A 25,542-nucleotide genomic window follows, 5' to 3' on the forward strand; every position below is an offset into this window, starting at 1 on the left:
GGCAAAAACAATATGCTCAATCAGTATCCGCGTTGGAAAAATGTGTTGCTTATTTTGCTGGTTCTTATCGGGATGGTGTATGCCATTCCGAATCTATTTCCAGAACAACCTGCTGTGCAAATTTCTCCAGCGAACCCATTGAGCCAAGTAAACTTGGATGATTTAGCTCAGAAAGTGAAAATAAGTTTACAACGACAAAATTTAGCGCCACTTTCACAAAGTGTTGATCATCAAACTTTATTACTGCGTTTTTCAAATACCGACGCCCAGCTCAAAGCAAAAGATATCTTAGCTGAAGCGCTGGGCGATGAGTACACCGTGGCCGTCAATTTAGTCTCTTCTGCGCCGCACTGGTTACAGACGTTAGGCGCGGTGCCGATGAAGCTCGGTTTAGATCTTCGTGGTGGTGTACATTTTGCTTTAGAAGTAGACATGCAGACTGTCTTTGCTCAGCGCATGCAAGGCGTTGTTAAGAATGTCAGTGAACAATTACAAAAAGAACGCCTCCGCTACACGGAATTGCACCCGAATGAAAGGCAGCTAAGCGTCGTTTTTCGGGATCAACCCAGCGTTGAACGCGCACGTCATCTCCTTGAACCCCAATTTCCGCAGTTCACAGTGACCACCCAACCTGGGTACCAATTGGTTTTAACCTGGACAGAAGCCGGACGCATGGCGCTCCAACAAACCGCCTTAGACCAAACAATGAACACCTTGCGTAATCGCATTAATGAGCTGGGTGTTGCGGAACCGATTGTTCAACAACAAGGTAGAAATCGTATTCTCGTTGATTTACCCGGTGTACAAGATATTGCACGTGCCCAACAAATTTTAGGTGGGACGGCAACCATTGAGTTTCGTTTGGTTGATTTAAATCATGATCCACAAGTGGCTCAAAAATCGGGTATTACCCCCGTGAGTTCACAATTGTTTGAATATCAGGGGCAACCAGTTTTACTCAATAAAACCGTGATATTAACCGGAAATTCGATCACCGATGCGTCAACCAGTTTTGATGAAACCGGCCGTGCGGCAGTCAGTATTAGCTTGGGAGGTGGTGGTGAAAGTTATTTCCACCGGGTGACGGGGGAAAATATCGGGAAACCGTTAGCGATCGTGTATGTTGAAACCAAGGCTACCAAAAAAATAATTTCTGGAAATACGGCGTATATTCCTCATAAAGTGGAGCGAATTATCAATATTGCGACCATACAAACGGCACTTCCACCAAAATTTTTCAAGTAACGGGGCTCACGAATCCGCAAGAAGCCTTGAATCTTTCGCTTCTTCTCCGTGCTGGGGCGTTACCTGCACCGATCTATGTGGTGGAACAACGAACCATTGGTCCGCAACTGGGTGCTGAAAACATTCACAAAGGATTGATTTCGATTGTGGTTGGCTTTTTGTTAGCGGTCTTATTTATGGGAATATATTATGGTATTTTTGGTTGGATCGCAGACATTGCTTTAGCCGTCAATTTAATCTTATTGGTGGCCCTCCTTTCGTTACTCGGTATGACTTTGACTTTACCGGGTATGGCTGGAATCGTCCTAACCGTTGGCATGGCGGTGGATGCAAATGTGTTAATTTTCGAGCGTATTCGTGAAGAGATTCGTAATGGCGTTGCGCCACAAGCCAGTATTCATGCGGGCTATGATCGCGCGTTGGCAACGATTATTGATGCAAATGTGACGACCTTGATTGCTGCGTTAGTGTTATTTGGCATGGGCACCGGTTCAATTAAAGGATTTGCTGTGACCTTAACTTTAGGGTTACTGACCTCGATGTTGACTGGAATTATGCTTACCCGAGCGCTCATTAACGCTTTCTATGGTGGGCGTCGTCTCAAGAAACTACCGATTGGTATCTAACGTAACGAGCATTTAACTGTGGAATTTTTTAAAAAAGAAACGACGATTGATTTTTTAGGGCTGCAACGCTGGGCGGTAGGCTTATCTTTGCTACTTTTATTGATTTCGGTGGCGGCGCTTTTAACAAAAGGATTGCACTGGGGTTTAGATTTTACAGGAGGCAGTCAATTACAAGTTCATTTTGACACGCCTGCAAATCTGTCTGAAATTCGGCAGAATTTACAGCAGGCAGGCTTCAAAGATACCTTGGTGCAAAGTTATGGTACTTCACACGATGTCTTGATTAGTCTGGCGACCCAAACGTCGCAACATGAATTAGCGACCCAAATGTTCAGTTAGAATTTATTGGTCCGCAAATCGGCCATGAATTAGCGACACAAGGCGCGTTTGCTGTGTTTATCGCGTTGATCGGCATCATGATTTATATTGCTTTGCGGTTTGAATACCGTTTTGCTCTGGGCGCCGCGATTGCCTTGGTTCACGATCCGATTTTGATTCTCGGTATCTTTTCGTTATTTAATATCGAATTTAACTTAACCGCTTTGGCGGCGATTTTAGCGGTGATTGGTTATTCCTTAAATGATACTATCGTGATCTTTGACCGTATTCGCGAAAACTTTCGGAAGTTACGTCGAGCCGATGCTAAAGAAGTGGTTAATCTTTCGATTAACCAAACTTTGTCGCGAACGATTATGACTTCCGCAACGACATTACTGGTCGTGTTATCGTTGTGTTTATTCGGGGGGCCGATGATTCACAGTTTTGCGTTAGCATTAATTATTGGGATTGTGGTGGGGACTTATTCGTCGATTTATGTAGCCGGAGCCTTAGCCGTGGCGTTGGGACTCTCGCGAGAAAATCTATTGCCCTCGACCAAAGAAATTGATACCCGTCCTTAATTTAAGGTCGGGCATTGCGCAATGTTGCGAAGTAATTTTCAACACCATGTAAATCACAAACGATTCCCCCGGCCTCGCGAATTAAAAGAATTCCGGCGGCCATATCCCAAATTTCAAGATTGAGTTCAATGGCGGCATCCAGTCGGCCGGCGGCAACATAAGCGAGATCCAACGCTGCCGAGCCAGTGCGCCGAATACCACTTGCTTGGGCCATGGTGTGCCGTAACGCTTCTTTATTTAAAGGAGGTGTTAAAACCCCTAAGCCGCGTGAGGGGATGGCGATGCCGAGTAAGGCTTCTTCAATCCGACTCCGTTTGCTGACCCGTAAACGCCGCATAAAACGTTGTGCCGTCATTAAAAAAGCGCCTTGGCCGCGCGTCGCTAAAAACGTTTCTTGACGTAGTGGATCGTAAGTTAAGGCCTGTTCAATAATCCCTTTTTCTTCATTTCGAATCGCGATATTGACGGCAAAATGCGGAAAATCGTGAATAAAATTGGAAGTGCCATCTAATGGGTCAATGATCCAGGTATATTCTTTTCCTGTGGTCGGTTCACTTTCTTCGGCAAAAATACCATGATGGGGATAGGCATCCTGTACAATGGAAATAATTGCATGTTCGGCGCGTTTATCGATTTCAGTGACCACGCCACGGTTATCTTTTTTTTGTTGTGCGTTCAGTCGATCTAAACGTTCCAGGCCGTCTAATATAATTTTACCAGCCTGACGTGCGGCACGATCGGCAATCGTTAAAAATGGGTGCATTATCGTTTATCATTAAAATAGGGTAGATAAAACGCCTACAAAATTCTCGTTGATAAGCGTTTTGTATTCCACAAAATCGAGAACGTTCTAAGCGACGTAAGCCAATAAGAAAGTAATTATATGTTCTTAAGGCATCAGGAATGATACCATAAGTTATTGAGGTATAAATAATACGACTGATGCTTTGTTCTGATTTAATACAAAAAATACGCTTCGTTTTAGTTAATACCACAGACCCCGGCAATATTGGGGCGGTCGCGCGCGCACTGAAAACCATGGGCTTACGCCGCTTGTATTTAGTCAATCCCAAACACTTCCCTCATCCTCAAGCCTCTTTACGTGCGAGTAGCGCACTGGATGTCTTAGCGGAGGCTATCGTTGTCGATTCACTGGATGAGGCGCTGCAAGGCTGCCATTTTGTATTAGGAACCAGTACGCGCCCGCGAGAATTAAATTGGGTTTCCTGCACCGCGCGTGCGGCCGCCGCAAAAGTCGCGACATGGGTCCCACAGCATGAAATTGCGTTGCTTTTTGGTCGAGAACGACACGGCTTAACTAACGAAGAATTACAACGTTGTCATTTTCAGTTGACCATTCCAGCCAATCCAGATTACAGTTCCCTCAATCTTGCAGCGGCGGTACAAATTGTCGCATACGAATTGCAATTGGCGTTGCAAACGCCAGTGATGGTTGCAACCAAACCAAAAGTGTTGGCTGCGGTTGATCAGTTAGAACTACTTTATGAACATATTAATACGGTTCTAGATGAAGTGGATTTTTTAAAACCACGACGGAGTCAACAAATTATCGGACGTTTACGTCGTTTGTTCAGTCGTGTCGAATTAGAAACAATCGAAGTTAAACTATTGCGCGGTATTTTGAGCGCTATTCAGAAAAAAATCGCTTTTTCGGTAAAGGGGCAAAGCAAAGAGAAAGAGAATGAATGCCAATCTGTTTACAACTCGCCTGATTAAATCCAATTCGCACAATGCGGCGCGTGTACTTGAAATCACTACACCGCATGGAACGTTGACCACACCGACTTTTATGCCTGTAGGGACCCGTGCTTTTGTCAATCATATGACGCCACACGATTTACAGGATACCCATACCCAAATTATTTTGGGTGGTAATACCTACCATATGTTAGTCAGTCCTGGGGTGGAAGTGATTGAAACCAACGGTGGAATGCATCGTTTAATGGCGTGGCAGGGACCGATGTTAACCGATAGCGGTGGTTATCAAGTATTCAGTCTTTCTAAAAACAGTAAAATTTGTAAAATTGATGAACAAGGCGCACACTTTAAACATCCGCTGACAGGTAAAATCTTGCATTTAACTCCGCAAAGTTCACTTCAGGCTCAACGAGTGATTGGTGCGGATATTATTATGGCCTTTGATGAATGTACTCCAGAACAAGGCGGTCGAGCGGCGGCACTGGCGGCGATGGCACGGACTCATCGTTGGTTACTTGAATCAAAAGCCGCATACGAAGCCTCGCCGTATTCGACTTACGGAAAAAAACAAGCCTTATTTGGCATTATTCAGGGGGGGCAAGTGATTGTCGACGCGGAGTTAGATGGGATTGCGCTCGGAGGCGAAGTGATTGGATTTGATATTCAACAAACGGTGGAAGTGATTGATTGGGTGCGGCCCTTATTACCAGAAAATAAACCCCGTTATACGATGGGTGTTGGGTTAAACCCGCAAGATTTAGTTGAAGTCGTGCGCCAGGGAATTGATTTATTCGACTGTGTTGCTCCGACCCGCAACGCGCGCCATGGCGCACTTTATCACGGGACTTTGGTTCGTACAGACGATTGGTTCACTTTTGTGAGCGAAGAAAAAAATGGGCGAATTCTCATTAAAAAAAGCCACTACGCAAAAGACGACCGGCCTATTTTAGAGGGTTGCGTATGTTATACTTGCCGGCACTTTACCCGCGCTTATTTACATTTTTTATTTAAACAACGATCGTCTTTTTATAGTCAACTCGCTTGTATTCACAATATTACAGTGATGCAGGCCGTGTGTGACCAAATGCGTGCATCGATTCTTGAATGCTCAGAATGACTTTTAATGTTTTTTCCGAAATAACGAGGCAATAAACGAAATAATGGCGAGTACAACGAAAATGAAAAAATTGTTTTTGCAATACCCGAAGCGGCCACAAAAACACCCGTGTATCCGAAAATTGCGGCAATAATGGCAATGATTAAAAATATAAAGGCCCAAGTTAACATTGAGTTATCTCCTTTTCACAAGTTGACTCAAGTTTTAGGGTAGTTGACGAATGAAAGAGTCGCAAGTTGGTTATTTTTTTATGTGAAATGAGTTTAAGTGGAACAATGAATCAGAAGGTATCTCGATATAAGGGAGATAAATGGAGGTAAAACGTGGCACATACAATCAGTATAAAACGTTATTTTGCTAACAATGCGGGTTAAGTCTTTTTTCGATTGCGCAAAAGTTGGATGTCTGATAATTTAGCACCTAGAAATAAGTTTCCTATAAAAAAGAGCACTGTGCTGAAAAAGCCAGAAAAAAGAAAAGCGAAGGTTACAATGAATTCAATCGCTGATTACGAAGAAATTTATCGGTACTCGATTGAGCAGCCCGAAGCCTTTTGGGCAGAAGTCGCGAGTGATTTGCACTGGTTTCAACCTTGGACAACGGTCTTAACTTGGAAGGAACCGTTTGCCACGTGGTTTGCACAAGCGAAAACCAATTTGGCGTTTAATTGTCTGGATCGTCATCTTCCACAGTTTGCCGATAAGATTGCCTTATTTTGGGAAGGGGAGCCCGGTGAACAACGTCAATTTAGTTATCAACAACTCCATCATGAAGTGTGCCGGTTTGCGAATGGCCTAAAAAAGATTGGTGTAAAAAAAGGTGATTGTGTCACGCTCTATATGCCGCTCTTACCAGAATTAATTATCGCAGTATTGGCTTGCGCACGCATCGGCGCGATTCATAACGTCGTTTTTGCCGGTTATTCTGTACAATCGTTAGCATCACGAATCCGTGATTCGAAAAGTCGCGTCGTGGTGACGGGGGTATCGACGTGGTCAAATTATTCCTCTTAAGTTGGTGGTTGACCAAGCGTTAATGCAGTGCCCAGACGTTGAAAGAGTGGTCGTTTATCAGCGATTACCAACACCGTGTTCTGTTATTTCACCCAAAGACATTGCATGGAATACCTTGTTGGAAGGCGTGAGCGAACACTGTCCGGCGGAACCCTTAGATAGTGAAGATACTTTATTTATTTTATACACTTCCGGCTCAACCGGGACTCCGAAAGGAATTTATCATACGACAGCCGGGTATATGGTGGGCGCTTACTATACTTCTAAAGTAGTATTTGATCTGAAGCCCAGCGATATTTATTGGTGTACCGCGGATGTGGGTTGGATTACTGGACACACGTATGTGATTTACGGCCCTTTATTAAATGCGGCGAGTATTGTCATTTATGAAGGAGCGCCTAATTGCCCGAACCCGGATCGTTTTTGGCAGCTCATTGATCGCTACCGAGTCAATATTTTCTATACGGCACCCACAGCGGTTCGTTCTTTTATGAAATGGGGCGATGAATGGGTCGATAAATATGATCTGTCTTCTTTGCGTGTATTAGGGAGTGTGGGTGAATCCCTGAACCCCGAAGCCTGGAACTGGTATTCCAAAAAAATTGGTAAAGAACGTTGTCCGATTGTCGACACGTGGTGGCAAACCGAAACCGGAGCCATTATGATTTCACCGATCCCCGGTGCAACGGCGCCGACAAAACCCGGATCCGTTGCCAAGCCGCTCCCAGGCGTGGTTATTGATATTATTGATCCGGTCACCGGCGAACCGGCGCCCTTTGGAAAAGGGGGATCACTTGTGATTCGCCAACCTTGGCCGAGTATGTTACGCGGGATTTGGAATGATCCCAAACGTTATTCAGAACAATATTGGCAGCCGGTATCCCATGCGTATTTCTCTGGAGACAGTGCGCAATACGATGAAAACGGCGATATTTGGATTGTCGGTCGTGTCGATGATGTGATTAAAGTGTCTGGGCATCGTTTGGGCTCTGCAGAAGTGGAAGCGGCGTTGACAAGTCATCCGCTCGTTGCCGAAGCAGCGGTGGTGGCGATTCCCGATGAGACAACGGGGCAATCCATCACTGCGTTTGTGACGCTTAAAGATGGTGCTTCTCCTTCAAAGAAACTCAAAGCGGAAATTGTCCAGCAAGTCCGTCATACTATCGGTCCTTTAGCAAAACCAAAATCATTAATATTTACGGCGGCATTGCCCAAAACTCGTTCGGGTAAAATTATGCGACGCTTGCTACGGGACGTCGCGATGGATCGGCAGGTTGAACAAGATGTTTCAACCTTAGAAGATTTTTCAGCCTTGCAAGCATTACAAAAAGCGGATGATAAAAAGCAAACACTATGAAAACGGTTATTATCATCCCTGCACGTTATGATTCGAGCCGCTTTCCGGGTAAACCGTTAGCTAAAATAAAAGGACAAACGTTACTTTACCGAATGTGGTCGATTGCAAAACAAGTTCAACAAATCGATGAAGTGTATATTGCGACGGATCACCCACACATCGCACAACACGCTGCGACTTTTGGCGCGCGAGTGGTGTCAACCGGCTATCATCCTAATGGTACGGAACGCGTGTTTGCAGCGGCCACGACATTAGGTCTGCAAGCGGAAGATTATGTGATTAATCTGCAGGGAGATGCGGTGCTGACACCGCATGACTTCTTCGGTGATCCATACCCTCGCGGTACAGATGACCAAAGACAGTATGTTGGCGCTGCAAGCGACTAAATCAGAGGGATGTGTCGGTGGGACAACGGTTGTGTTTGATAACGCGGCGCGCGCATTATACTTTTCAAAAAGTATCATTCCTTTTTTAAGAGAAGCTGGGGATGAAGCCTTGCCTTGTTATCGGCACATTGGTCTTTATGCCTATTCAATGGCGGTTTTGGAAAAGTATGTCGGTTTGCCTCCTTCTCGCCTGGAAAAGGTCGAAGGATTAGAACAGTTACGCGCATTAGAAAATCAAATTCCGATTCATGTGACGGTTGTTGATTATCGTGGCCGGACACACGCTTCTATCGACAGCCCACGTGATGTAACGTTTGTAGAACAGCTTATTGAACAAGAAAGTGAGTTAATCTCTTTTCCTGAAAATAAAGGCGAATAAAGCATGCACTTAATTTTATCAAGACACGGTAACACCTTTGAACCTTCTCAACCTGCCGTCTGGGTGGGTGCACAACAAGACTTACCTTTAGTCACGGCCGGTGTGGAGCAAGCACAACGGCTGGCACATTCCTTAAGAGAAACAAACATAACCTTACACGGCGTTTATTGCGCGCCGTTAAAACGAACCAAGGATTATGCGCAGATAGTTGTTGAGTCTTTAGATCATGCTCCGCAACCGATCGTGGACTCTCGCTTAATTGAACTCGATTATGGCCGTTGGACCGGGTTAAGTAGTCAGCAAATTAAAGAGCAAGGTCAAGGTGAAGCGTTATTAAATTGGGAAAAACAAAGTCAATGGCCCCTCGAGGCCGGTTGGGGTGCGTCTGAGGCGGAAGTTATCGAACAAACCCATGCGTTTGCTGAGGATCTCCGTAAAAAACATGCCGAGAAGGATACTCTTCTTGTGGTTGCGAGCAATGGGTGCTTGCGTTATTTTTTACACTTAATTCCCGGTGCTTTTGCGCAGCACGTACGTGATCAAAACTTTAAAGTTGCAACCGGTCAGATTAGTTTATTAACCTATACTCAGGGAAAATGGCAACTCGTTTTTTGGAATAAAAAACCAGAACAACTCTTAAGTAGCAGGCTATCTTCACCAATCTAGGCATTTATTAAAAGCTTGTGATTTGAATGCTTTCGATAGTTAAAAATACTGTATTGGAAGTTTTTGTTGCCAATCTGTTTTGTAGACATTTTGTTTTATTTTCAATTAAAAGAAAGTTTAGAGAAAATGATTTATTTTTAATCAGACTGATAATAACAAAATTAGATAATATTGAATTCTTATCATAGGCTTATTCTTAGGGAAGCTAAACGAAAAAGAAAAGGATCCGATTATTATAATGGTCAACTATTGTGCAACAGGAGATCCATCATGCGTTGTTTAGCGAAATATTCTTTTCTGATTGTTTTTTGTTCAGGATTTTATTGCCCGGTTACGTTTGCAGAAGTGCAATCTTTAGCTGTTCCCGTTGATGTCGTCGACCACATTCTCGGTTTTCAACAGAAAGTATTGCGTGTGTTACCGTATTGTGTACGTTAAATACGCCCTACATCTTGAGTTTGGATCAAGGTGCTGGAGAGTGTGCAACGACGTGTTTACGTCAATTATCGAGTCGAAATTCACACCGACTTTTCTATACCTTGTCACAAAGTCCAACCTATACCATGGGGGAATGTCATTGGTGTCGATACGCTTCTAGGATGGGGAACGGGTATTGAGCAGTCCAAGATTATTTACGGTCAAATTCCGCCACAATAAAATGTAGCGCCTGGGTTTTATTAGGATGTGGTGAGAATGCAGATTATCTTTTAAGTGATATTATACTGCTATCGCGACAGAGTAGATTATTGTCATTCAGTATTCGATTTGCTTTTTGTTTGACAAGAATCAAATAATTTTTGATCAATAAAGTCACATAAGCAGTGGATAATCAGTAAGTGAGTTTCTTGAACACGGGCGGTTGAATGACTTGGCACACGGAGTTCGATGCTGCGCGCTGGATTCAACAGCTGTGCGAGTAAGCCGCCATCTTTTCCGGTGAGAGCTAGGGTATATAAGGAGCGTTTTTCCGCTACTTTCCACGCCTCAATTAAATTTTTAGAATTGCCCGTAGTCGTAATTAAAAACAATAAGTCCCCCGCTTGACCTAGGGCACGAAGTTGTTTGGCAAAAATATCTTCATAACGATAGTCATTGGCAATGGATGGTTGTTAACGCCATTGCTGGAAGACTCGGACGTTCTTTTTCAAAACGGTTGATCATTTCCGAGGCAAAATGTTGTGCATCGGCTGCCGAGCCGCCGTTTCCACAAACGAGAATTTTGTTGTTATTTAAAAAACAATGCACGATGAGTTCGCCGGCAATCGCTATTTCTGGGGCTAATTCGGCTAACGTTTGCTGCTTAACACGAATGCTCTCTGCAAAATGCGTTCCCATACGCTCAATCACGGATTGATTTACAGAATTATTTTTAAAAAAATTCGCTCGAATACGCTCAATAGAATCCATGATTCACCTAGAAAATGCATTTTTTGAGCCATTCTACTTGAGCAGAGAAAGTGAGGGAAGCACGGACGATAGAAAAATCAGTTTGAGTAGTTGTAGGGGAAAGGCCTATGACATCAAAACGACAAGGGGGTTCATCATAAGGAGTGTGTCGTTGCAAATAGTGTTCTGCTGTTTTGAGTAAGCGCGCTTGCTTGGCACGATGAATGGTTTCAATGCTACAGCCAAACATGCTCCGAGCACGATAACGAACCTCAATAAAAACAATTTGCTCACGTTCTTGCATGATTAAATCGATTTCTCCAAAACGACAACGATAATTCCGTGCTAATAGGGATAAACCTTGTTTTTTCAGATAAACGCAAGCAAATTGTTCGGCAAGTTGGCCACACTTTTTTTTATTCATCAACTCAATTGCGATTGAGCGTGACAAGACGCCCTTGTTTGAACTGGGCACAAGGTAGCTGACGTGTCACGGATCTTTGCGCGGTTAACCGTAGTTGGCCCGTGGCCCCGGATAACGATGTTTCGGGGGTAGCATGTAGCGACGCGAGATTTTGACTCAGTACAAACGCATCGACGCCGAGTGCATAATAGGCACGATAACGATTTAATAAAACCGCTGGGGTCGTCGTTTGTAATTGCGCATAGACATTTGCGTAAGCGGTACGTTGGCCGAGCATCCAGGGCGCGGCGCAGAAAATCAGGCCATTCAAATCATTATTGCTTTGGCGACTCGAATTCACTTCATAAACTGAGGCACTTGCATACACTGGCACATCGCCCGCGTAGAAGAATTTTAAAAGTGGTTTTACTTGGCGGGCAATCGTTTTATCGCTCGCGAGAAAAATGACATCGAAGTCAGTTCTTCGCTGGTTAGGCTTTGTAAATTGCAAAAGATGTCGTATTTGTGCAGTGAGATCGCGAGGACGAGGAGATAAGGAGGCTTGTTCAACGATGTGGCCACCTAATTGCTCCCACTCGGTACGGAATGCTTGCGCAAGCTGTGTTCCCCAAGCGGTGCTCACCGCGAGCAATAAGGCTTGACGATAACCTTGTTCCCATGCAGCGTGTACAGCTTGTCGTGCTTCGTCTCTGGGTGAAAGACCAAACTGGTACAGATTAGACGCGGTTCGCACATTGGGGTCAACGTAATTGAGTGCGATGACCGGTACGTTAAGATCAAGTTCGGCGATACGTTGGACTTGTGCGCGCAGTAAAGGACCGACGATAAGCTGTGCTTTTTGTGAAAGCGCTTTATGATAAGCCGCTTCAATCGAAGCTTCTGTTGTGGTATCGATTATGTTAATTTGGGGATGTGGTCCATTGTTCATCTGAGCAGCGGTGAGAAACCTTGAGTGAGCCCACAAGAAAGGATTGAAAATAAAAAAGAGGCGTGGCTGACACAAATTGAACATATTTCATTACAAGATCCGACAATTTGCTCGCTTGAGGCGGATCAAAAATTATTTTTTAAACGTCCTGGATTGCAGCATAAAGTAATGAAAAGATTAATGCGTGGTGAATTTTATCCAGCAGAGTGTTTAGACTTACATGGTTTAACTGTAGAACAAGCACGCGCAACATTATTATCTTTTCTTGCTAAACATTATATGCAAGATCATCGTAGTGTTTTGGTGATTCATGGTAAAGGTCATTCGAGTACCGCCGGACCGAAACTAAAAAATCATGTGAATGCTTGGTTGAGGCAAATTCCTTGGGTATTGGCTTTTGTTTCAGCATGGCCACAAGCAGGGGGAAGCGGAGCGGTTTATGTTTTGTTAGCACGAAAGACGTAAAGGTAAATTGTTTCGATGCTTGAATTTTTCGAATTTGACTACACTATCAATCAAGTAAGTGTCCCTTATTGAGAAGAAACGATTTTATAATGAAGAGGATATCATGAGTCTAAATAAACTGACTAGCCAGTTTCAAGCGGCGTTAGCGGAAGCACAATCGTTAGCCATAGGACGTGATCACGCGTTTATTGAGCCGATTCATTTAATGAAAGCCTTGATAACCCAAGACAACGGAACCGTTAAACCATTACTTGCACAAGCGAGTGTCAACGTAACACAATTATTGGCCGATCTTGATCAAGAAATTGACCGTTTGCCTACGGTCGAAGCGGCGAAGCCAGGTGAAATTTATCCTTCCCCACATTTAATTCAGCTGCTTAATGTTGCCGATAAATTTGCTCAACAACGTAAAGATGAATATCTTTCCAGTGAATTATTTGTTTTGGCCGCGGTAGAGGATAAGGACAAATTAGGTCGGTTACTCAAGAAAGCCGGTGCCGTGAAATCGATGCTTGAGCAATCTATTCAAGCGATTCGTGGCGGAGAAAGCGTTTCGGATCCGGCGGCAGAGGGACGACGTCGTGCGCTTGAAAAGTACACGATTGATTTAACCGAACAAGCCGCAAAAAGGAAAATTAGATCCCGTCATTGGTCGTGACGATGTTATTCGTCGTACTATTCAAGTGTTACAACGGCGCACAAAAAAATAATCCAGTATTGCGGTAAAACCGCCGTGGTGGAAGGTTTAGCACAACGTATTGTCAATCGTGAGGTGCCTGAGGGTTTAAAAAACAAACGCTTGCTCGCTTTAGATATGGGCGCACTGATTGCAGGAGCAAAATATCGGGGTGAATTTGAAGAGCGTCTCAAAGCGGTGCTCAATGATTTAGCTAAACAAGAAGGACAAATCATTTTATTCATTGATGAATTGCACACGATGGTGGGCGCAGGAAAAGCAGAGGGAGCGATGGATGCGGGGAATATGCTGAAACCCGCTTTAGCACGTGGCCAATTACATTGTATTGGTGCGACAACACTGAATGAATATCGTCAATATGTCGAAAAAGATGCCGCGCTGGAGCGACGATTCCAAAAAATATTAGTTGAAGAACCTAATGTCGAAGACACCGTCGCAATTTTGCGTGGTTTAAAGCAACGCTATGAAATTCATCATGGAGTGGATATTACCGATTCGGCGATTCTCGCTGCGGCGTCGTTATCACATCGTTATATCGCCGATAGAAAATTACCAGATAAAGCCATTGATCTCATTGATGAAGCGGCGAGCCGAATTCGTATTGAAATTGATTCAAAACCTGAAGCATTGGATCGCCTAGATCGTCGTCTCATTCAACTGAAAATGGAACGTCAAGCTCTCAAAAAAGAAACCGATGAAGCGTCGCAAAAACGCCGCCAAACTTTAGAAGAAGAAATTAGCCAATTAGAAAAAGAATATGCGGATTTAAATGAAATTTGGAAAGCAGAAAAAGCGACCTTACAGGGTGAACAAAAAATTAAAAGTGATTTAGAGCAAGCTCAATTTGAATTAGAAAAAGCACGTCGTTCGGGTGATCTCAACAAAATGTCGGAATTACAGTACGGAACAATTCCTAAACTTGAAAAACAATTGCAAGCGGTTCAACAGGCTGAACAGCAAGAAACACATCTGGTTCGCAATAAAGTGACTGAAAAAGAAATTGCTGAAATTGTTTCGAAATGGACGGGTATTCCAGTTTCAAAAATGCTTGAGGGTGAACGTAAAAAATTATTAAATATGGAAGCCGAAATTCATGGGCGGGTGATTGGCCAAGATGAAGCGATTGCAGTGGTGGCGAATGCGATTCGTCGTTCACGGGCGGGGTTATCGGATCCCGCACGACCGATTGGTTCATTTATTTTTTCCGGGCCAACCGGGGTTGGTAAAACTGAAGTATGTAAAGCCTTGGCGCACTTTTTATTTGATTCGGAAAGCGCAATGGTTCGTTTAGATATGTCGGAATTTATGGAGAAGCATTCCGTTGCCCGTTTGATTGGTGCGCCTCCGGGCTATGTGGGTTATGAGCAAGGGGGTTATCTTACGGAGGCGGTACGTCGTAAACCGTATTCGGTGGTTTTGCTGGATGAAATTGAAAAAGCACATCCGGATGTGTTCAACATTTTGCTACAAGTGTTGGATGATGGCCGTTTAACCGATGGCCAAGGTCGAACCGTTGATTTCCGGAATACGGTGATTGTCATGACTTCAAATTTGGGTTCACAATTGATTCAAGAATTGGCACCTAAGGAAGATTACACGACCTTGAAAAATACAGTGATGGAAGTAATTGCGCAGCATTTCCGACCAGAATTTATTAATCGGGTGGATGAAGTGGTTGTGTTCCATGCATTGACTTCAACACAAATTCATAAAATTGCCTCGATTCAACTCGAACAATTGCGCAAACGATTAAGTGAGCGAGAGATTGCTTTAGAAGTGAGTCAAGCCGCGCTCAATGAATTAGCGATGTTAGGTTACGATCCGGTGTATGGTGCGCGCCCCTTAAAGCGCACAATTCAGCAATCTTTAGAAAATCCGATTGCCCGCGGTTTGATTGAAGGACAATTCTTACCTAATGATACGATTACGGTAGATTATAAAGAAAATGAGATGCAGATTCGTAAAAAGAAAACAAAGCGCTAAACTAAGTGCTTTGTTTATGAAAAATAGGGTAAGTTGAAATTTTTGCGTAAAACTAAACGTTTGTTTTCATTTTAGAGGTGAGGTTATAAACGTTTGGCGAATAAGAAAAGCTTATATTAAGGTCTAGAAAAATAAAGTTTTATAGTTACAGTGATTTGAATAACTAAATTGATAAATAGAGTTTTTCACCTCTATCGTTACATATAAAGTACATTGAATACTTAATTATTTATTGCAATCTAATCTAACTTTCTTAATTATTTGGTATCGTTTAACAAAGTTGGTTCAATCAGTTTGTCACGGCATCTAAGGAATGTAATTCAACAAGTTATTGGTAACTGGTATTTTGTAGTAAATAAAATCTTTATCAATTAGTCACAGTTAACTGTGAAGATTATGATTAGTATAATATACTAAAATTTTTCCCAGTGTCTAGTCAATATTCACAGTTAACGTGCTTTTCACTTTCTAAAACCGATACTTTTATTTAAAGTATTCAGTTGTTTGATAAAATTTATGTATTCGTTATTTAAAAGGTTGACCTTATTGAGTTTATCGAGTGTCGTGATCAACATCTCCGAGTCAGGGTGATTTGTAATCCATTTTATGTTTTCTATGCTTGCAAGTTTATTTTCTGAAGGATTTCTAATATAGAGTCAATATTAGGATGTTTCATTAGTTATTCTTATATTAAAACGTTAATGACATGTATTTTTAGATATAAAATAACAGGATAAAATTAAATAATTATTAAAATGCTAACTTATGTAGATCCATTCCTGAGTCAATGCAAAAATTAAAGTAACTTGATCAAGAGTTGAAAGAAATTTATATTAAAAACTATGTAGGTAATTCAGTAATAGAACGAGTTAAATAAGATAACCAATGAAACGTATCGTATTTAGTTGTGAAAAAAGGAAAAGGATGTACGTAAAACTGGCGAATTGAAAAGAGCTTATCAAAGAGTGCCCACGCCTGATTACTATGATTGTAACTTTAATCTGTGCTTAGAAAATAGTTGCACCGAAGAAACTTTCAGGCCTCATTGTGCAAGGGTTGAAACATGTTGACAGGCGCGCCGTTAAAAAATAATTTTTATTGATTAATTTAAGGCGCTTAGTTTAGCAAAACTGGCGACTAACCATTTTGTCCCTACACGCGTAAACTTGACTTGAATTCGCGCGTGGCTGCCTTGTCCATCTGCATCGACAATCACACCTTCGCCAAAGGCAGGATGGGCGACACGTTGTCCCAAGCGTAATCCGGTATCACCAATCGTGGTGGATTTTTGCGTACTCGGTTTTAACGGTTGTGTGGAAATAGGACGTGTATTTTGTGTGCGTAAGCGAAGATCGGCAAATAAATTTTTTGGGATTTCACTGATAAAACGTGAGGGTCGATGATGGCTTTCAGTCCCATGTAAGCGACGGACTTCTGCGTAACTCAAGTAAAGTTTTTGCATCGCGCGGGTCATCCCCACGTAACACAAACGACGTTCTTCTTCTAGACGTCCTGGTTCATCATGCGACATATGATGTGGAAATAAACCTTCTTCTAAGCCACAGAGAAAAACCCAGGGAAATTCTAAACCTTTCGCCGAATGTAAAGTCATTAATTGTACACATTGCGTCGATTCGGTATTTTGGTGTTGTTCCCCAGCTTCGAGTGCAACGTGCACTAAAAAGGCCGATAGGGGGGAAGCCGTATCTTCTTCGGGTACAAACTGGCGGGTCGCATGGACCAGTTCTTCTAAGTTTTCAATCCGTGCTTGGCCACGTTCACCTTTTTCCTTTTTAAAATAAGCAAATAAACCACTGCTATAAAGTACTTGTTCGGTTAACTCAGCCAAACCCAGAGCTTGGGTATCGGCATCCATTTTTTCGACCAACTCTAAAAAGGCCCGTAATGCGTTGGCAGCACGTGCCGCAAAAATCGGATTTTCAAGAAGATGTTCCGCCGCTTCCCATAAAGAAACACCACGTGTGCGTGCATTTTGACGGAGAGTGTGTAGCGTCAACCAATACCACGCGTTGGGGTATTGACGATGCGTTCAAAGGCTGGATCATCTTTGCGATTAGCAATTAAGCGCAAATAAGCTAAGGCATCTTTAATTTCAGCACGTTCAAAGAAGCGCAATCCACCATAAATACGATATGGAATTTGTGCGCGAATTAACGCTTCTTCAAGCACGCGTGACTGTGCATTAGAACGATATAAAATGGCCATATCGCGATAAGCCAGTCCTTTATTGAGTCCTTGCTTGATTTGTTCAACAATAAAACGCGCTTCATCTAAATCATTAAAAGCACCCATAATTTTTTACCCAAACGACCGTCATTATGGGCAATCAGCGCATTGGCAGCGGCTAAAATCGTCCCGGTTGAACGGTAATTTTGTTCAAGACGAATCACTTGATTTTGCGGAAAGTCTTGGACAAAACGTTGAATATTCTCAACCTTAGCTCCCCGCCAACCGTAAATCGATTGATCATCATCGCCCACAATCATTAGATAATTCTGCTGAGCAACGAGTAATTTTAGCCAAGCATATTGAATCGTATTTGTATCTTGAAACTCATCTACTAAGATATGTTGAAAACGATTTTGATAGTGCGCTAACAGTTCTGGATTTTTGAGTAATAATTCATAGCTACGCAAAATAATTTCTGCAAAATCAATAACGCCGTTGCGCGCACAGGTTTCTTCATAGGCTTGATAAACACGAATTAAGGTTTTGGTATAAGGATCTGCCGTCGCGTGAATTTGATGCGGACGCAGCCCTTCATCTTTTTGTTGATTGATATACCATTGTACTTTTTTCGGCGCCCACTGCCTTTCATCCAGATTGAGTTGATTGAGTAAGCGCTTGATAATTCGATGTTGATCATCACTATCAATAATTTGAAACGCCTGTGGTAAGCCCGCTGCTTCCCAGTGATGACGGAGTAAGCGGTGTGCAATCCCATGAAACGTTCCGACCCACATCGTTTTTATCGGTAATTCGACCAATGTTTCCAAACGATGGCGCATTTCTGCTGCGGCCTTGTTGGTAAACGTTACCGCCAGAATTTGTTGTGGAGGAATGGATTCAACGTCAATCAGCCAAGCGATACGGTGTACTAATACCCGTGTTTTACCACTTCCTGCTCCGGCTAAAATGAGCAAGTGTCCAAGTGGTGCTTGGACGACGTTTTTTTGTGCGTCGTTGAGAGTTTGAAGTAAAGGATGATCCGGCATGGGAGGCATTGTAACCAAATTTTCAACAGGATGCATGGATATTTTTGCAAAATCTATCAGGTAATCTGATCAACATAATTCTTTTTCCTTTATAAGTTGAAAGAAGTATTTTTTTAGAGTGCGAAGCGCTGAGGAAGAGAGTGTAATACTTCACAACCTAGGATGATCGCTATTAATTAGGTTAGTTGGCCATGTTCTTTTAAAAACTGCGTAAAGGTTTCCTCTCGTTTTTTATCCCAAGTGGCGGGATGTTTAGCAAGATAAGGCAAGGTGGCATACCAAATTTTATGGTTGAGATCATTGTTCAATGTGGGATGATGGCGAGCAAAGATACGCCAGCTTTGCTCAGGGTGCTCAAGCACATAGTGGGTAGCGGCTTGCAGGGCTTTTAGGAGGTGAGGCCAGTATGCCGCGTGAAGTGTGGATTGATGGACAACTAAAATTAATTCGTCATAGGCCGGCATAGCGGGTTCAATCGGGAACACCGTGACCGGTTGACCCAATGCTTCTAATTCCAGCGGCTCGACATTGCGCATGGCATTAATGACCGCATCCAAACGGCGAGTGAGTAAACCTTGCACGAGATTATATTGCACATTAATGAGATGGACATCACTTAGTTTCAAGCCGGCACTTGCTAACAGTTGACTTAAAGCCAACGTTCCCTCGCTTTGTGAACTGTAGCCGATGGTCTTTCCTTTTAGATCAGCCAATTGTTGAATACCTTCGTTTTTTCGAACAATTAAGCAATTTAGCGGTCTATCAATGAGCGTCGCTATTCGCGCTAAGGGTAGGCCCTGCGCGGTTTGCCGGACAAACTGCGGTTGATAGGTCACGGCTAAATCCGCATGCCCGGCGGCGACGAGTTTAACGCCATCATCGGGATCAGCGGGGCAATAATTTTTACATTTAGCCCTTCTTTTGCAAAGAAACCTTTCTCTTTGGCAATAAACAGAACGGCATGATCCGGATTAGCAAGCCATTCTAGCATCAGGGTGAGTGATTTTTTTTGGGAAAGACTTGCCGGTGCGTAGAGTAGAATAAATAAAATAAAAAAAAGTGAACTTATTTTTTGCATAATAGATTTAACCATAAAATGATTAGAATGACTGAGTTAGCGGATCAAAAAAAGAGGTAATATTCGATAATTTAATTTATTTTTCGAATGGCCAGGTTAAAAAAAATAACAAAAGCTTATTCACCAAAAAATAAAGTGTGAGACTCAAACAGACCAAAACAAAAAGCACAGTAAACATCAAATCAATTTTCATCTGCGCATTCGCACTCAGCAATAAAAATCCTAAACCCTGGCTGCTGCCTACCCATTCACTGATAATTGCGCCCAGGGGTGCAAAAGTAGTCGCTAAACGAATACCCGCGGCGAGCTTCGGCAAAGAAGCTGGAAATCGAATTTGCCAGAGTTGTTGTCGTTCTGAAGCGTTCATCAGCTTGGCCATATCTAAATATTCAGCCGGTGTTTCTTTTAGTCCCGTTAATAAGTTATTTGCCACCGGGAAAAATAACATCAGCATCGTTGTGAAGATTTTGGCTTGCAATCCATAACCCAGCCAGACAACCAGTAAAGGCGCTATCGCAAAAATAGGTAACGCTTGGCTAATTAACAAAAGTGGAAAAACAAAGGTATACAATGTTTTGGAGTGACACAGAATAAGGGCTAACCCCATTCCTAAAGCAACACCTAATACGAGCCCAGTGACGATTTCAATAAGTGTGGGGAGAAGCTGCTGTCCAATTAATGCAGATTGAGTGAGCAGTGTTTTGAATACGTCCCACGGTGCGGGGAATAAATAAGGGGCGGGATGAAAGAGTAGAATAAGCCCTTGCCATAAACCGATTAGAACCAGCATGACTGTTAAGCTACGGAGAAAACCATTCATTGTGCACGCTCACGAAGTCGTGTTAAGAGTGTACTTTGCTGTTGAAGGAGGTTTCCTTGATCATAAGGACGCGGTGGATCGGTGGTAAAAGGCAATTTAAGGTGCTCGATCTGTGCGGGATGTCCCGACATAATCGCAATATGGTGCCCTAAACGCAACGCTTCTAATGGATCATGCGTGACTAAAAGTACGGTTCGACCTCGTAATGCATCCGCTGCTATTTCGTGGAGTTGAAAACGGGTAATCGTATCGAGCGCAGAAAAGGGCTCATCCATCAGCAGTACCGAACGATCCTCTAATAGAACACGCGCTAAAGCGACGCGTTGTTGCATTCCGCCAGAGAGTTGAGCGGGCTTTTTTTGTAAAGCGTTTTTTAAACCGAATTGTTCAAGTAAAGTGTATGCACGGCTGAGCGGAAGATTTTTTGCACGACGCAAGCGGTAACCGAGTAATACATTGTTGAGCACAGTTAGCCAGGGCAAAAGCGAATGGGCTTGTGTCATATAAGCCATTCGTCCAGATAAAGAAAGACCATCGCTCGTTTGCAGCGTAGCATCCACGTCGGGGTTTAATCCGGCTATCAAGCGCAGTAAGCTGGTTTTGCCGACACCGCTTGGCCCCAGTAGACAGGTGGTGTCGCCCGCGGGTAAGTCAAAATTCAGTTGGCGGAACAGCCATTGACCTTGCCGGGATAAGCAAGCTTTTTTTATAAAAATAGCGGGCGCTGACATAACCTCTTTTCCTGCGCGAGTCTAACCTTAAGTCCGATGAAGAACGGGCCCTTTAATTTTTTATTTTTGAATTAAATTTATTATTTTATATAATATCTTAACAAGGTAACGGTGAGAAGCAACTTTTTTATCAAAAAGTATGCAAAAACTCTGAAGACAGCGTAGAATTAGAGAAGGTGTTTATCTCTGCGCTCGTTGTGTTTTTTATTTGGAAATAAGCTATCCTAAAAAACGCGCGTGAATCGATTGAATCGCTTACATTGGGGATTTTATGTTAAAAGCACTTCGTTTATTACTAGGGATCAGTATCCTTGTTTCTTTTTCTTTGCTCGCGCAAGCGGCTTCGTTTCCCGAGCATCGGATCATCCGTGAACCTATTTCGTTAGCGAAATACCGTGGTCACTGGGTACTCATCAGTTATTGGGCGACGTGGTGTGGTTACTGTATGAATGAAATTCCGCATCTCAATGCTTTTTATCGAGCACATCGCGATCAAGTCGTTATGTTCGGCGTCAATTACCAAGATGGTTCTGCCGACGCATTGCCTGAACACATTCGGCAAAGTGGCGCGATGTTCCCGACTCTGGCTTATGATCCACGGCCTTATTTACCGGTGCGGGTACATATTAATGGTTTGCCTGCTGCGATTTTAATTGGTCCAGATGGACGGTTTAAACGACTTTTAACGGGCTCACAAACCAAACAAAGTTTAGAGCGCGCAATGGGTTTATAACCTCATTGATCTTAAGTATTGATCAGTTAGCCAAGCAGAAATGCTTTGCCTGATATGTAAAGTGATTTCAAGCCTGCTTCACTAGTCGGCCATATGTTTGCTTGCTAAAGATTTGTTAAAAATGGCTAGAATTTCAGCTACTTTTTTTCGGCCTGTGTTTTTTCCGCTAATATTTCTTTGCACGAAGAAATTAAGTAATAACGCATCCTGATAAATGTGGCGGGTAAATTCGGTATCATGGTTTGAAATCACAACAGGGATACCTTGTTCAGCAAGTTGTTTTGCGATATTAGCCAACTGAATTTGTTGTCGCGGACTAAATCCCTGGGCTGTATAACCATTAAAATTAGCGGTTTTTGAGAGACTCACATAGGGCGGATCACAATAAACGACGTCTGCAGAACGAACTTAGTTTAATGTCTCATGAAAATCGGCGTGTAGCAAGGTGACGTACTGTGCTTTTTGATAAAAGAAAAGCATTTCTTTTTCAGGGAAATAAGGTTGTTTGTAAGGGCTAAAAGGCGTATTAAATTGTCCTTTTTGATTAAACGTGCCAGGCCATTAAAACAATGTTTATTGAGATAAAGCAACAATGCCGCTCTTTTTCGTGAGTTATTGCTGTTATTGAAAACCGAACGCAAATGGTAAAACGCTTCTGGATCATTAAATTCAGGCCTAAAAAAAGATCGGCAATAATTAATAAAGATCCGCCCGTCTTTTTTTAGATATTGATATAAGTGAATTAAATCGTGATTGGTATCGGCCAGAAGGTAGGAAGCATAGGTGGTATTGAGGAATACCGCAGCGGAGTCGACAAAAGGCTCGATTAACCGATGAGCGGCAGGAAAATAAGGTTTTATTTTTTCGATAATCCGGTATTTACTTCCTGTCCACTTTATAAAAGATTTCATCCTTCCGCGGTAAGCCTATCTTTTTTTGTCTATCTTATTATAAATTAATTAGCCCGTAGTGTTAAGCTTTTTTTAATAAAAAGAGCCTGAAAATCGGATATAATGGGAAAAAGCTTGCTTTTAAATAAGCTTTAAGGTGTTTTTATGCCAACAAATGATTATACGCCTTGGTATGATTGGGTTATCACTAATGTTGTCGTCCCAATTGATAGCTGGCTAGCAACGATCTTAAATAATATCATCTCTTTTTGGGATATTTCTAAGTATCATTTTACCCCTAATGAGGATCATCCGTATGGAAATCCTTTTCCTAGCAAAAATCATCCGCATGAAAGTCCTTTTTCTAAGACATTCTTACTTATTATCCCAATTGTTGTTATTAATTATTTATTTAATAAATATGAGCAAGTGCGCGCAAGGGAAAAGGAAAGTGATCAATATCTGTTTACCCACATATACGACAAGCTATATGACGAAGGCGAAAGAAAAAAACATCTCCATCTGTATGGCGTTGCCTACTACTATAACGACTCAGTGCATTGGCTCATTCGGAAGTTTCGGTTTTTAAAGGGATATTTTTTTGGGAAAAATGGGTTTGAAGAGGCGAGAGCAGCACTTAAACAATTATCGTTAGGTGATTTGCGTTTTGAACTTCTTAATAAGATAGTTACGTTCCGTAATCAACGAGAGCCAGGTATTTGGTTTGTTGACGTTAAGAATGGTAACCCTAACGTTACAATGACAGAAAAAGCCTTTGATGAAAAATTAGGGAAAGCATTTAATAAGGCACAAGCCGAAAATAGTGAAGATGAACGCCAGACATTAAGACGAAAGATTGAGGAGGCAAAAAGTCAATTAGACAAATATAAGAATGATTACCAATATCAATTAAGAACAGAATCATTATCATTTTCTGAAAGAGAGTTACCTCGATTAAATAAAGAAACACAAAAAAGTAAGGATCAGGAAAGTAAAGCTGCGTGTAATAGGCTGGCATATATTCAAGCGCTTTGTGATATAAAAGAGCGTGAAATTACTGAGTTAAATAAGCAAGTTCATCGAGGATGGATGAGGGTGGTGGGTGGTTTTATTGAGGATCACCTCATCCGAGATATTGCTACTGCGAGTTTTGTTTTTTGGATAGGTTACTTCTTGGCACTTTGTGCGACCGCTTCCTCCCCTATCGCCGTAACGGTAGCCAGTATTTATCTTGTTGCAACTTGGACATCAAAATTATATAACTACTTTAGACGTTTAAATGCTCGTAAAAAATCCGACGAAGAGATAAAGGACGAATTAATTAGAGCGCAATGGCGTTCTGAAGAATTAGAATCTTTGACTTTAGATCAAGAAATCGCGAAATTAAATCAACTCTTAGAATTAAAATCTGTAAGAGCACAAATGCTCGAACGTAAGGAAACTTGGATCTATGTTGATTCGATCTTAGAAGGTTTTGTTCGTGGTAGTTTAGCGCCTTTTTTCATTTTATGGTTCTCTACAACCATGGCAGGCTGGGTGGCCTCGTATTTTTTTGGTATAGCCGTATTAATCAATCCCTTTGTATCCGCGATATTAACGACAGCAGTGCTTTTTATAGCCATTGGCTACGGTATTTATAAGGCTGTTAATTATTGTAAAGCAACTCGACGTGATATCGATCGTTTGCGAGAAAAATTCCATAATGAAAAAGTGGAACAATACGATAGGGTCATCAATAAATTTTATGACGATCTTGAGGCGCAATGTACTTCAGTATTAAAAAATAGTTCCACTGATTTGCAAGAGGCGCTCAAAATAAAGCTCCAAAACGAGCGCAATGAAAGTGTACCTTTTCCTCAGTTTAGAACAAAGTGACCAAATAGTTGAGAAATTTAAGGAGTCTTTTAGAAGCTTTATTGAAAAAGAAGCGGGTATCCCCCAAGAAAAAATAGAAAAATTAAACGAGTTGCTTGTTCTTAAGTTTGATCAGTTAAAATCAATTAAATTGAATCCTGAGCAACAACCGGAACAAAGCAAGGGTTCATTCTGGTTAAAAGTTAAATTGGCCTTCATTTTCTTAACTGCGACGGGAAGCGGTATTCTTTTCTTGAAGTTATTAGCAATGGGTGTAGCGCTTGCATGGTTTCCCGCGGCATATATTGGAATTGCAGTAGTTGGTCTTCTTGTGGTGGGTGGTTTACTTTACGGTGCCTGGGATGTTTGGAAAAACTATCGTTTGCTTGATGAACAATCTAAAGAAAAAACACCTGTGCAGAGGCAGAATTCTTGGGCTGATACAAAGCCTTTAGACTCTGAGAAGGAAGTTGTAGTTGACTTAGAGAAACAAAACCTTGCCCAAGAAACAAGGGCTGATTTGTCTACATCGACAAATAAAGTTGTTACACAAGAGATTGCCTCAACGTTAGACCAGCCTAATATTCCTCCAGTAGAAACTCTTTACCCTGATTTACCTGAAGAGTTAGATGAATTGGGTCAAACTGTAACTATAAAAGAAAATGGGGATAGTGATCAATTATTACATAAATCATTTCAGCCAATGATTAGAGGAGGTTTTTATAGTTGTCAAAAAACAGAAAAAGGAATCCAACAGAATATTGAGGCCGTCAATTGTGTATTGAGGTCGTCAATTGTGTAATGTAATATTTTTTACATAGAATCAGGTAGAGATGAAGGGATGAGCCCTATCCAGAGCGAATCGACGAACCTTGATATACCACTTGCAACGGTTTAATCGCGTTATTCG

Annotated in this window: 23 protein-coding genes and 5 pseudogenes; 16 read left to right on the forward strand and 12 right to left on the reverse strand. The window is 42.2% G+C overall.

The genetic code is table 11. The annotated features are described in order from the left end of the window. Window positions 1-12: 12 nt before the first annotated feature. Window positions 13-1,871: pseudogene (gene secD, locus S3O_RS14095) on the forward strand (protein translocase subunit SecD). 18 nt (window positions 1,872-1,889) lie between these two features. Beyond that, window positions 1,890-2,770: pseudogene (gene secF / locus S3O_RS14100) on the forward strand (protein translocase subunit SecF). Window position 2,771: 1 nt separating this feature from the next. Here secF and S3O_RS11815 read toward each other — a convergent pair. Then, window positions 2,772-3,533 (reverse strand): inositol monophosphatase family protein, encoded by a 762-nt coding sequence (locus S3O_RS11815; RefSeq protein ID WP_010598229.1) that lies wholly within the window; start codon window positions 3,531-3,533, stop codon window positions 2,772-2,774. Window positions 3,534-3,712: 179 nt separating this feature from the next. On the opposite strand from S3O_RS11815, the gene S3O_RS0106320 reads away from it, so the two are divergent. Together S3O_RS0106320 and tgt are read left to right on the forward strand one after the other, a co-directional pair. Beyond that, window positions 3,713-4,507: an RNA methyltransferase gene (locus S3O_RS0106320; RefSeq protein WP_010598230.1), complete on the forward strand. Its 795-nt coding sequence runs from the start codon at window positions 3,713-3,715 to the stop codon at window positions 4,505-4,507. After that, window positions 4,473-5,606, forward strand: a complete 1,134-nt coding sequence (gene tgt, locus S3O_RS0106325) for a tRNA guanosine(34) transglycosylase Tgt (RefSeq protein WP_010598231.1) — start codon at window positions 4,473-4,475, stop codon at window positions 5,604-5,606. Before S3O_RS0106320 ends, tgt begins: the two co-directional genes overlap by 35 nt. On the opposite strand, the gene S3O_RS16535 is transcribed toward tgt, so the two are convergent. Continuing rightward, window positions 5,537-5,776 (reverse strand): DUF1328 family protein, encoded by a 240-nt coding sequence (locus tag S3O_RS16535; protein ID WP_456238851.1) that lies wholly within the window; start codon window positions 5,774-5,776, stop codon window positions 5,537-5,539. The two genes, tgt and S3O_RS16535, sit on opposite strands and share 70 nt — an antisense overlap. Before the next feature lie 321 nt (window positions 5,777-6,097). Here S3O_RS16535 and S3O_RS19650 point away from each other — a divergent pair, with 321 nt between their 5' ends. The 7 genes from S3O_RS19650 to S3O_RS17370 all read left to right on the forward strand — a co-directional run bounded on the left by S3O_RS19650 (window position 6,098) and on the right by S3O_RS17370 (window position 10,064). Next, a complete protein-coding gene (locus S3O_RS19650; RefSeq protein ID WP_010598232.1) occupies window positions 6,098-6,619 on the forward strand; it encodes an AMP-binding protein in 522 nt (173 codons plus the stop codon). Window positions 6,620-6,623: 4 nt separating this feature from the next. Beyond that, window positions 6,624-7,976 (forward strand): acetate--CoA ligase, encoded by a 1,353-nt coding sequence (locus tag S3O_RS14105; RefSeq protein WP_083827748.1) that lies wholly within the window; start codon window positions 6,624-6,626, stop codon window positions 7,974-7,976. Further along, a complete protein-coding gene (locus S3O_RS19655) occupies window positions 7,973-8,362 on the forward strand; it encodes a cytidylyltransferase domain-containing protein (protein ID WP_010598234.1) in 390 nt (129 codons plus the stop codon). Before S3O_RS14105 ends, S3O_RS19655 begins: the two co-directional genes overlap by 4 nt. After that, entirely contained in the window at window positions 8,325-8,741 is a 417-nt protein-coding gene (locus S3O_RS19660) for a cytidylyltransferase domain-containing protein (protein WP_202798020.1), read from the forward strand. Before S3O_RS19655 ends, S3O_RS19660 begins: the two co-directional genes overlap by 38 nt. Window positions 8,742-8,744: 3 nt before the next feature. Further along, complete coding sequence (locus tag S3O_RS0106340; protein ID WP_010598236.1) at window positions 8,745-9,407, forward strand: histidine phosphatase family protein; 663 nt, start codon at window positions 8,745-8,747, stop codon at window positions 9,405-9,407. A 270-nt stretch (window positions 9,408-9,677) separates the two neighbouring features. Next, on the forward strand, window positions 9,678-9,845 hold the full coding sequence (locus tag S3O_RS17365) for a hypothetical protein (RefSeq protein ID WP_156792796.1): 168 nt from the start codon (window positions 9,678-9,680) through the stop codon (window positions 9,843-9,845). Window positions 9,846-9,887: 42 nt separating this feature from the next. Continuing rightward, window positions 9,888-10,064, forward strand: a complete 177-nt coding sequence (locus tag S3O_RS17370; protein ID WP_156792797.1) for a hypothetical protein — start codon at window positions 9,888-9,890, stop codon at window positions 10,062-10,064. Window positions 10,065-10,156: 92 nt separating this feature from the next. On the opposite strand, the gene S3O_RS20675 is transcribed toward S3O_RS17370, so the two are convergent. From S3O_RS20675 to S3O_RS0106360, 4 genes are read right to left on the reverse strand one after another with little or no spacing between them, the layout of a single operon-like run. After that, on the reverse strand, window positions 10,157-10,507 hold the full coding sequence (locus S3O_RS20675) for a D-sedoheptulose-7-phosphate isomerase (RefSeq protein WP_456238853.1): 351 nt from the start codon (window positions 10,505-10,507) through the stop codon (window positions 10,157-10,159). Continuing rightward, window positions 10,497-10,814 (reverse strand): SIS domain-containing protein, encoded by a 318-nt coding sequence (locus S3O_RS20680; protein WP_010598238.1) that lies wholly within the window; start codon window positions 10,812-10,814, stop codon window positions 10,497-10,499. The genes S3O_RS20675 and S3O_RS20680 overlap by 11 nt, the downstream gene beginning before the upstream one ends. 7 nt (window positions 10,815-10,821) lie before the next feature. Then, a complete protein-coding gene (locus S3O_RS11835; protein WP_010598239.1) occupies window positions 10,822-11,244 on the reverse strand; it encodes a YraN family protein in 423 nt (140 codons plus the stop codon). Further along, entirely contained in the window at window positions 11,222-12,229 is a 1,008-nt protein-coding gene (locus tag S3O_RS0106360) for a penicillin-binding protein activator (RefSeq protein ID WP_083827683.1), read from the reverse strand. The genes S3O_RS11835 and S3O_RS0106360 overlap by 23 nt, the downstream gene beginning before the upstream one ends. Between S3O_RS0106360 and S3O_RS11840 the strand changes: the two genes are divergently transcribed. Further along, window positions 12,170-12,610, forward strand: a complete 441-nt coding sequence (locus S3O_RS11840) for a Smr/MutS family protein (RefSeq protein WP_010598241.1) — start codon at window positions 12,170-12,172, stop codon at window positions 12,608-12,610. The genes S3O_RS0106360 and S3O_RS11840 overlap by 60 nt on opposite strands. Before the next feature lie 103 nt (window positions 12,611-12,713). Then, a pseudogene (gene clpB, locus S3O_RS14120) lies at window positions 12,714-15,290 on the forward strand (ATP-dependent chaperone ClpB). 1,102 nt (window positions 15,291-16,392) lie between these two features. Here clpB and uvrD read toward each other — a convergent pair. From uvrD to S3O_RS0106390, 4 genes and pseudogenes are all read right to left on the reverse strand, one after another. Then, a pseudogene (gene uvrD / locus S3O_RS14125) lies at window positions 16,393-18,535 on the reverse strand (DNA helicase II). A gap of 167 nt (window positions 18,536-18,702) precedes the next feature. After that, a pseudogene (locus S3O_RS14130) lies at window positions 18,703-19,619 on the reverse strand (ABC transporter substrate-binding protein). A 61-nt stretch (window positions 19,620-19,680) separates the two neighbouring features. Continuing rightward, window positions 19,681-20,424 carry an ABC transporter permease gene (locus tag S3O_RS0106385; protein WP_010598249.1) on the reverse strand — a complete coding sequence of 248 codons (744 nt, stop codon included), beginning with the start codon at window positions 20,422-20,424 and terminating at the stop codon, window positions 19,681-19,683. Next, a complete protein-coding gene (locus S3O_RS0106390) occupies window positions 20,421-21,155 on the reverse strand; it encodes an ABC transporter ATP-binding protein (protein WP_010598250.1) in 735 nt (244 codons plus the stop codon). Before S3O_RS0106390 ends, S3O_RS0106385 begins: the two co-directional genes overlap by 4 nt. A gap of 271 nt (window positions 21,156-21,426) precedes the next feature. Between S3O_RS0106390 and S3O_RS11860 the strand changes: the two genes are divergently transcribed. Further along, window positions 21,427-21,888, forward strand: a complete 462-nt coding sequence (locus S3O_RS11860; protein ID WP_010598251.1) for a TlpA family protein disulfide reductase — start codon at window positions 21,427-21,429, stop codon at window positions 21,886-21,888. Between the two features lie 81 nt (window positions 21,889-21,969). Here S3O_RS11860 and S3O_RS19665 read toward each other — a convergent pair whose 3' ends face one another. Continuing rightward, the gene (locus tag S3O_RS19665) at window positions 21,970-22,257 is read right to left on the reverse strand and encodes a DNA adenine methylase (RefSeq protein WP_010598252.1); all 288 of its coding nucleotides are present in this window, start codon (window positions 22,255-22,257) and stop codon (window positions 21,970-21,972) included. A gap of 44 nt (window positions 22,258-22,301) precedes the next feature. Further along, window positions 22,302-22,799: a Dam family site-specific DNA-(adenine-N6)-methyltransferase gene (locus tag S3O_RS19670; RefSeq protein WP_010598253.1), complete on the reverse strand. Its 498-nt coding sequence runs from the start codon at window positions 22,797-22,799 to the stop codon at window positions 22,302-22,304. Window positions 22,800-22,943: 144 nt separating this feature from the next. On the opposite strand from S3O_RS19670, the gene S3O_RS0106405 reads away from it, so the two are divergent. Both S3O_RS0106405 and S3O_RS0106410 read left to right on the forward strand, forming a co-directional pair. Next, complete coding sequence (locus tag S3O_RS0106405) at window positions 22,944-24,653, forward strand: hypothetical protein (RefSeq protein WP_010598254.1); 1,710 nt, start codon at window positions 22,944-22,946, stop codon at window positions 24,651-24,653. Then, entirely contained in the window at window positions 24,622-25,434 is an 813-nt protein-coding gene (locus tag S3O_RS0106410) for a hypothetical protein (RefSeq protein ID WP_192805900.1), read from the forward strand. Before S3O_RS0106405 ends, S3O_RS0106410 begins: the two co-directional genes overlap by 32 nt. The last annotated feature ends 108 nt before the right edge of the window (window positions 25,435-25,542 follow it).

It is taken from the genome of Rickettsiella massiliensis 20B, from assembly GCF_000257395.1.
GTDB lineage: Bacteria > Pseudomonadota > Gammaproteobacteria > Diplorickettsiales > Diplorickettsiaceae > Diplorickettsia > Diplorickettsia massiliensis.

Excerpts from the sequence above, each read along its gene's own strand:
- S3O_RS19655 (WP_010598234.1), top strand. The coding sequence starts at position 7,973 with ATGAAAACGGTTATTATCATCCCTGCACGTTATGATTCGAGCCGCTTT.
- S3O_RS19670 (WP_010598253.1), bottom strand. The coding sequence starts at position 22,799 with ATGAAATCTTTTATAAAGTGGACAGGAAGTAAATACCGGATTATCGAA.
- S3O_RS11815 (WP_010598229.1), bottom strand. The coding sequence starts at position 3,533 with ATGCACCCATTTTTAACGATTGCCGATCGTGCCGCACGTCAGGCTGGT.
- S3O_RS11860 (WP_010598251.1), top strand. The coding sequence starts at position 21,427 with ATGTTAAAAGCACTTCGTTTATTACTAGGGATCAGTATCCTTGTTTCT.
- S3O_RS16535 (WP_456238851.1), bottom strand. The coding sequence starts at position 5,776 with ATGTTAACTTGGGCCTTTATATTTTTAATCATTGCCATTATTGCCGCA.
- S3O_RS0106360 (WP_083827683.1), bottom strand. The coding sequence starts at position 12,229 with ATGTTCAATTTGTGTCAGCCACGCCTCTTTTTTATTTTCAATCCTTTC.
- S3O_RS19650 (WP_010598232.1), top strand. The coding sequence starts at position 6,098 with ATGAATTCAATCGCTGATTACGAAGAAATTTATCGGTACTCGATTGAG.
- S3O_RS0106390 (WP_010598250.1), bottom strand. The coding sequence starts at position 21,155 with ATGTCAGCGCCCGCTATTTTTATAAAAAAAGCTTGCTTATCCCGGCAA.
- S3O_RS19660 (WP_202798020.1), top strand. The coding sequence starts at position 8,325 with ATGACCAAAGACAGTATGTTGGCGCTGCAAGCGACTAAATCAGAGGGA.
- S3O_RS0106405 (WP_010598254.1), top strand. The coding sequence starts at position 22,944 with ATGCCAACAAATGATTATACGCCTTGGTATGATTGGGTTATCACTAAT.
- S3O_RS0106320 (WP_010598230.1), top strand. The coding sequence starts at position 3,713 with ATGCTTTGTTCTGATTTAATACAAAAAATACGCTTCGTTTTAGTTAAT.
- S3O_RS17365 (WP_156792796.1), top strand. The coding sequence starts at position 9,678 with ATGCGTTGTTTAGCGAAATATTCTTTTCTGATTGTTTTTTGTTCAGGA.
- tgt (WP_010598231.1), top strand. The coding sequence starts at position 4,473 with ATGAATGCCAATCTGTTTACAACTCGCCTGATTAAATCCAATTCGCAC.
- S3O_RS0106340 (WP_010598236.1), top strand. The coding sequence starts at position 8,745 with ATGCACTTAATTTTATCAAGACACGGTAACACCTTTGAACCTTCTCAA.
- S3O_RS0106385 (WP_010598249.1), bottom strand. The coding sequence starts at position 20,424 with ATGAATGGTTTTCTCCGTAGCTTAACAGTCATGCTGGTTCTAATCGGT.
- S3O_RS20680 (WP_010598238.1), bottom strand. The coding sequence starts at position 10,814 with ATGGATTCTATTGAGCGTATTCGAGCGAATTTTTTTAAAAATAATTCT.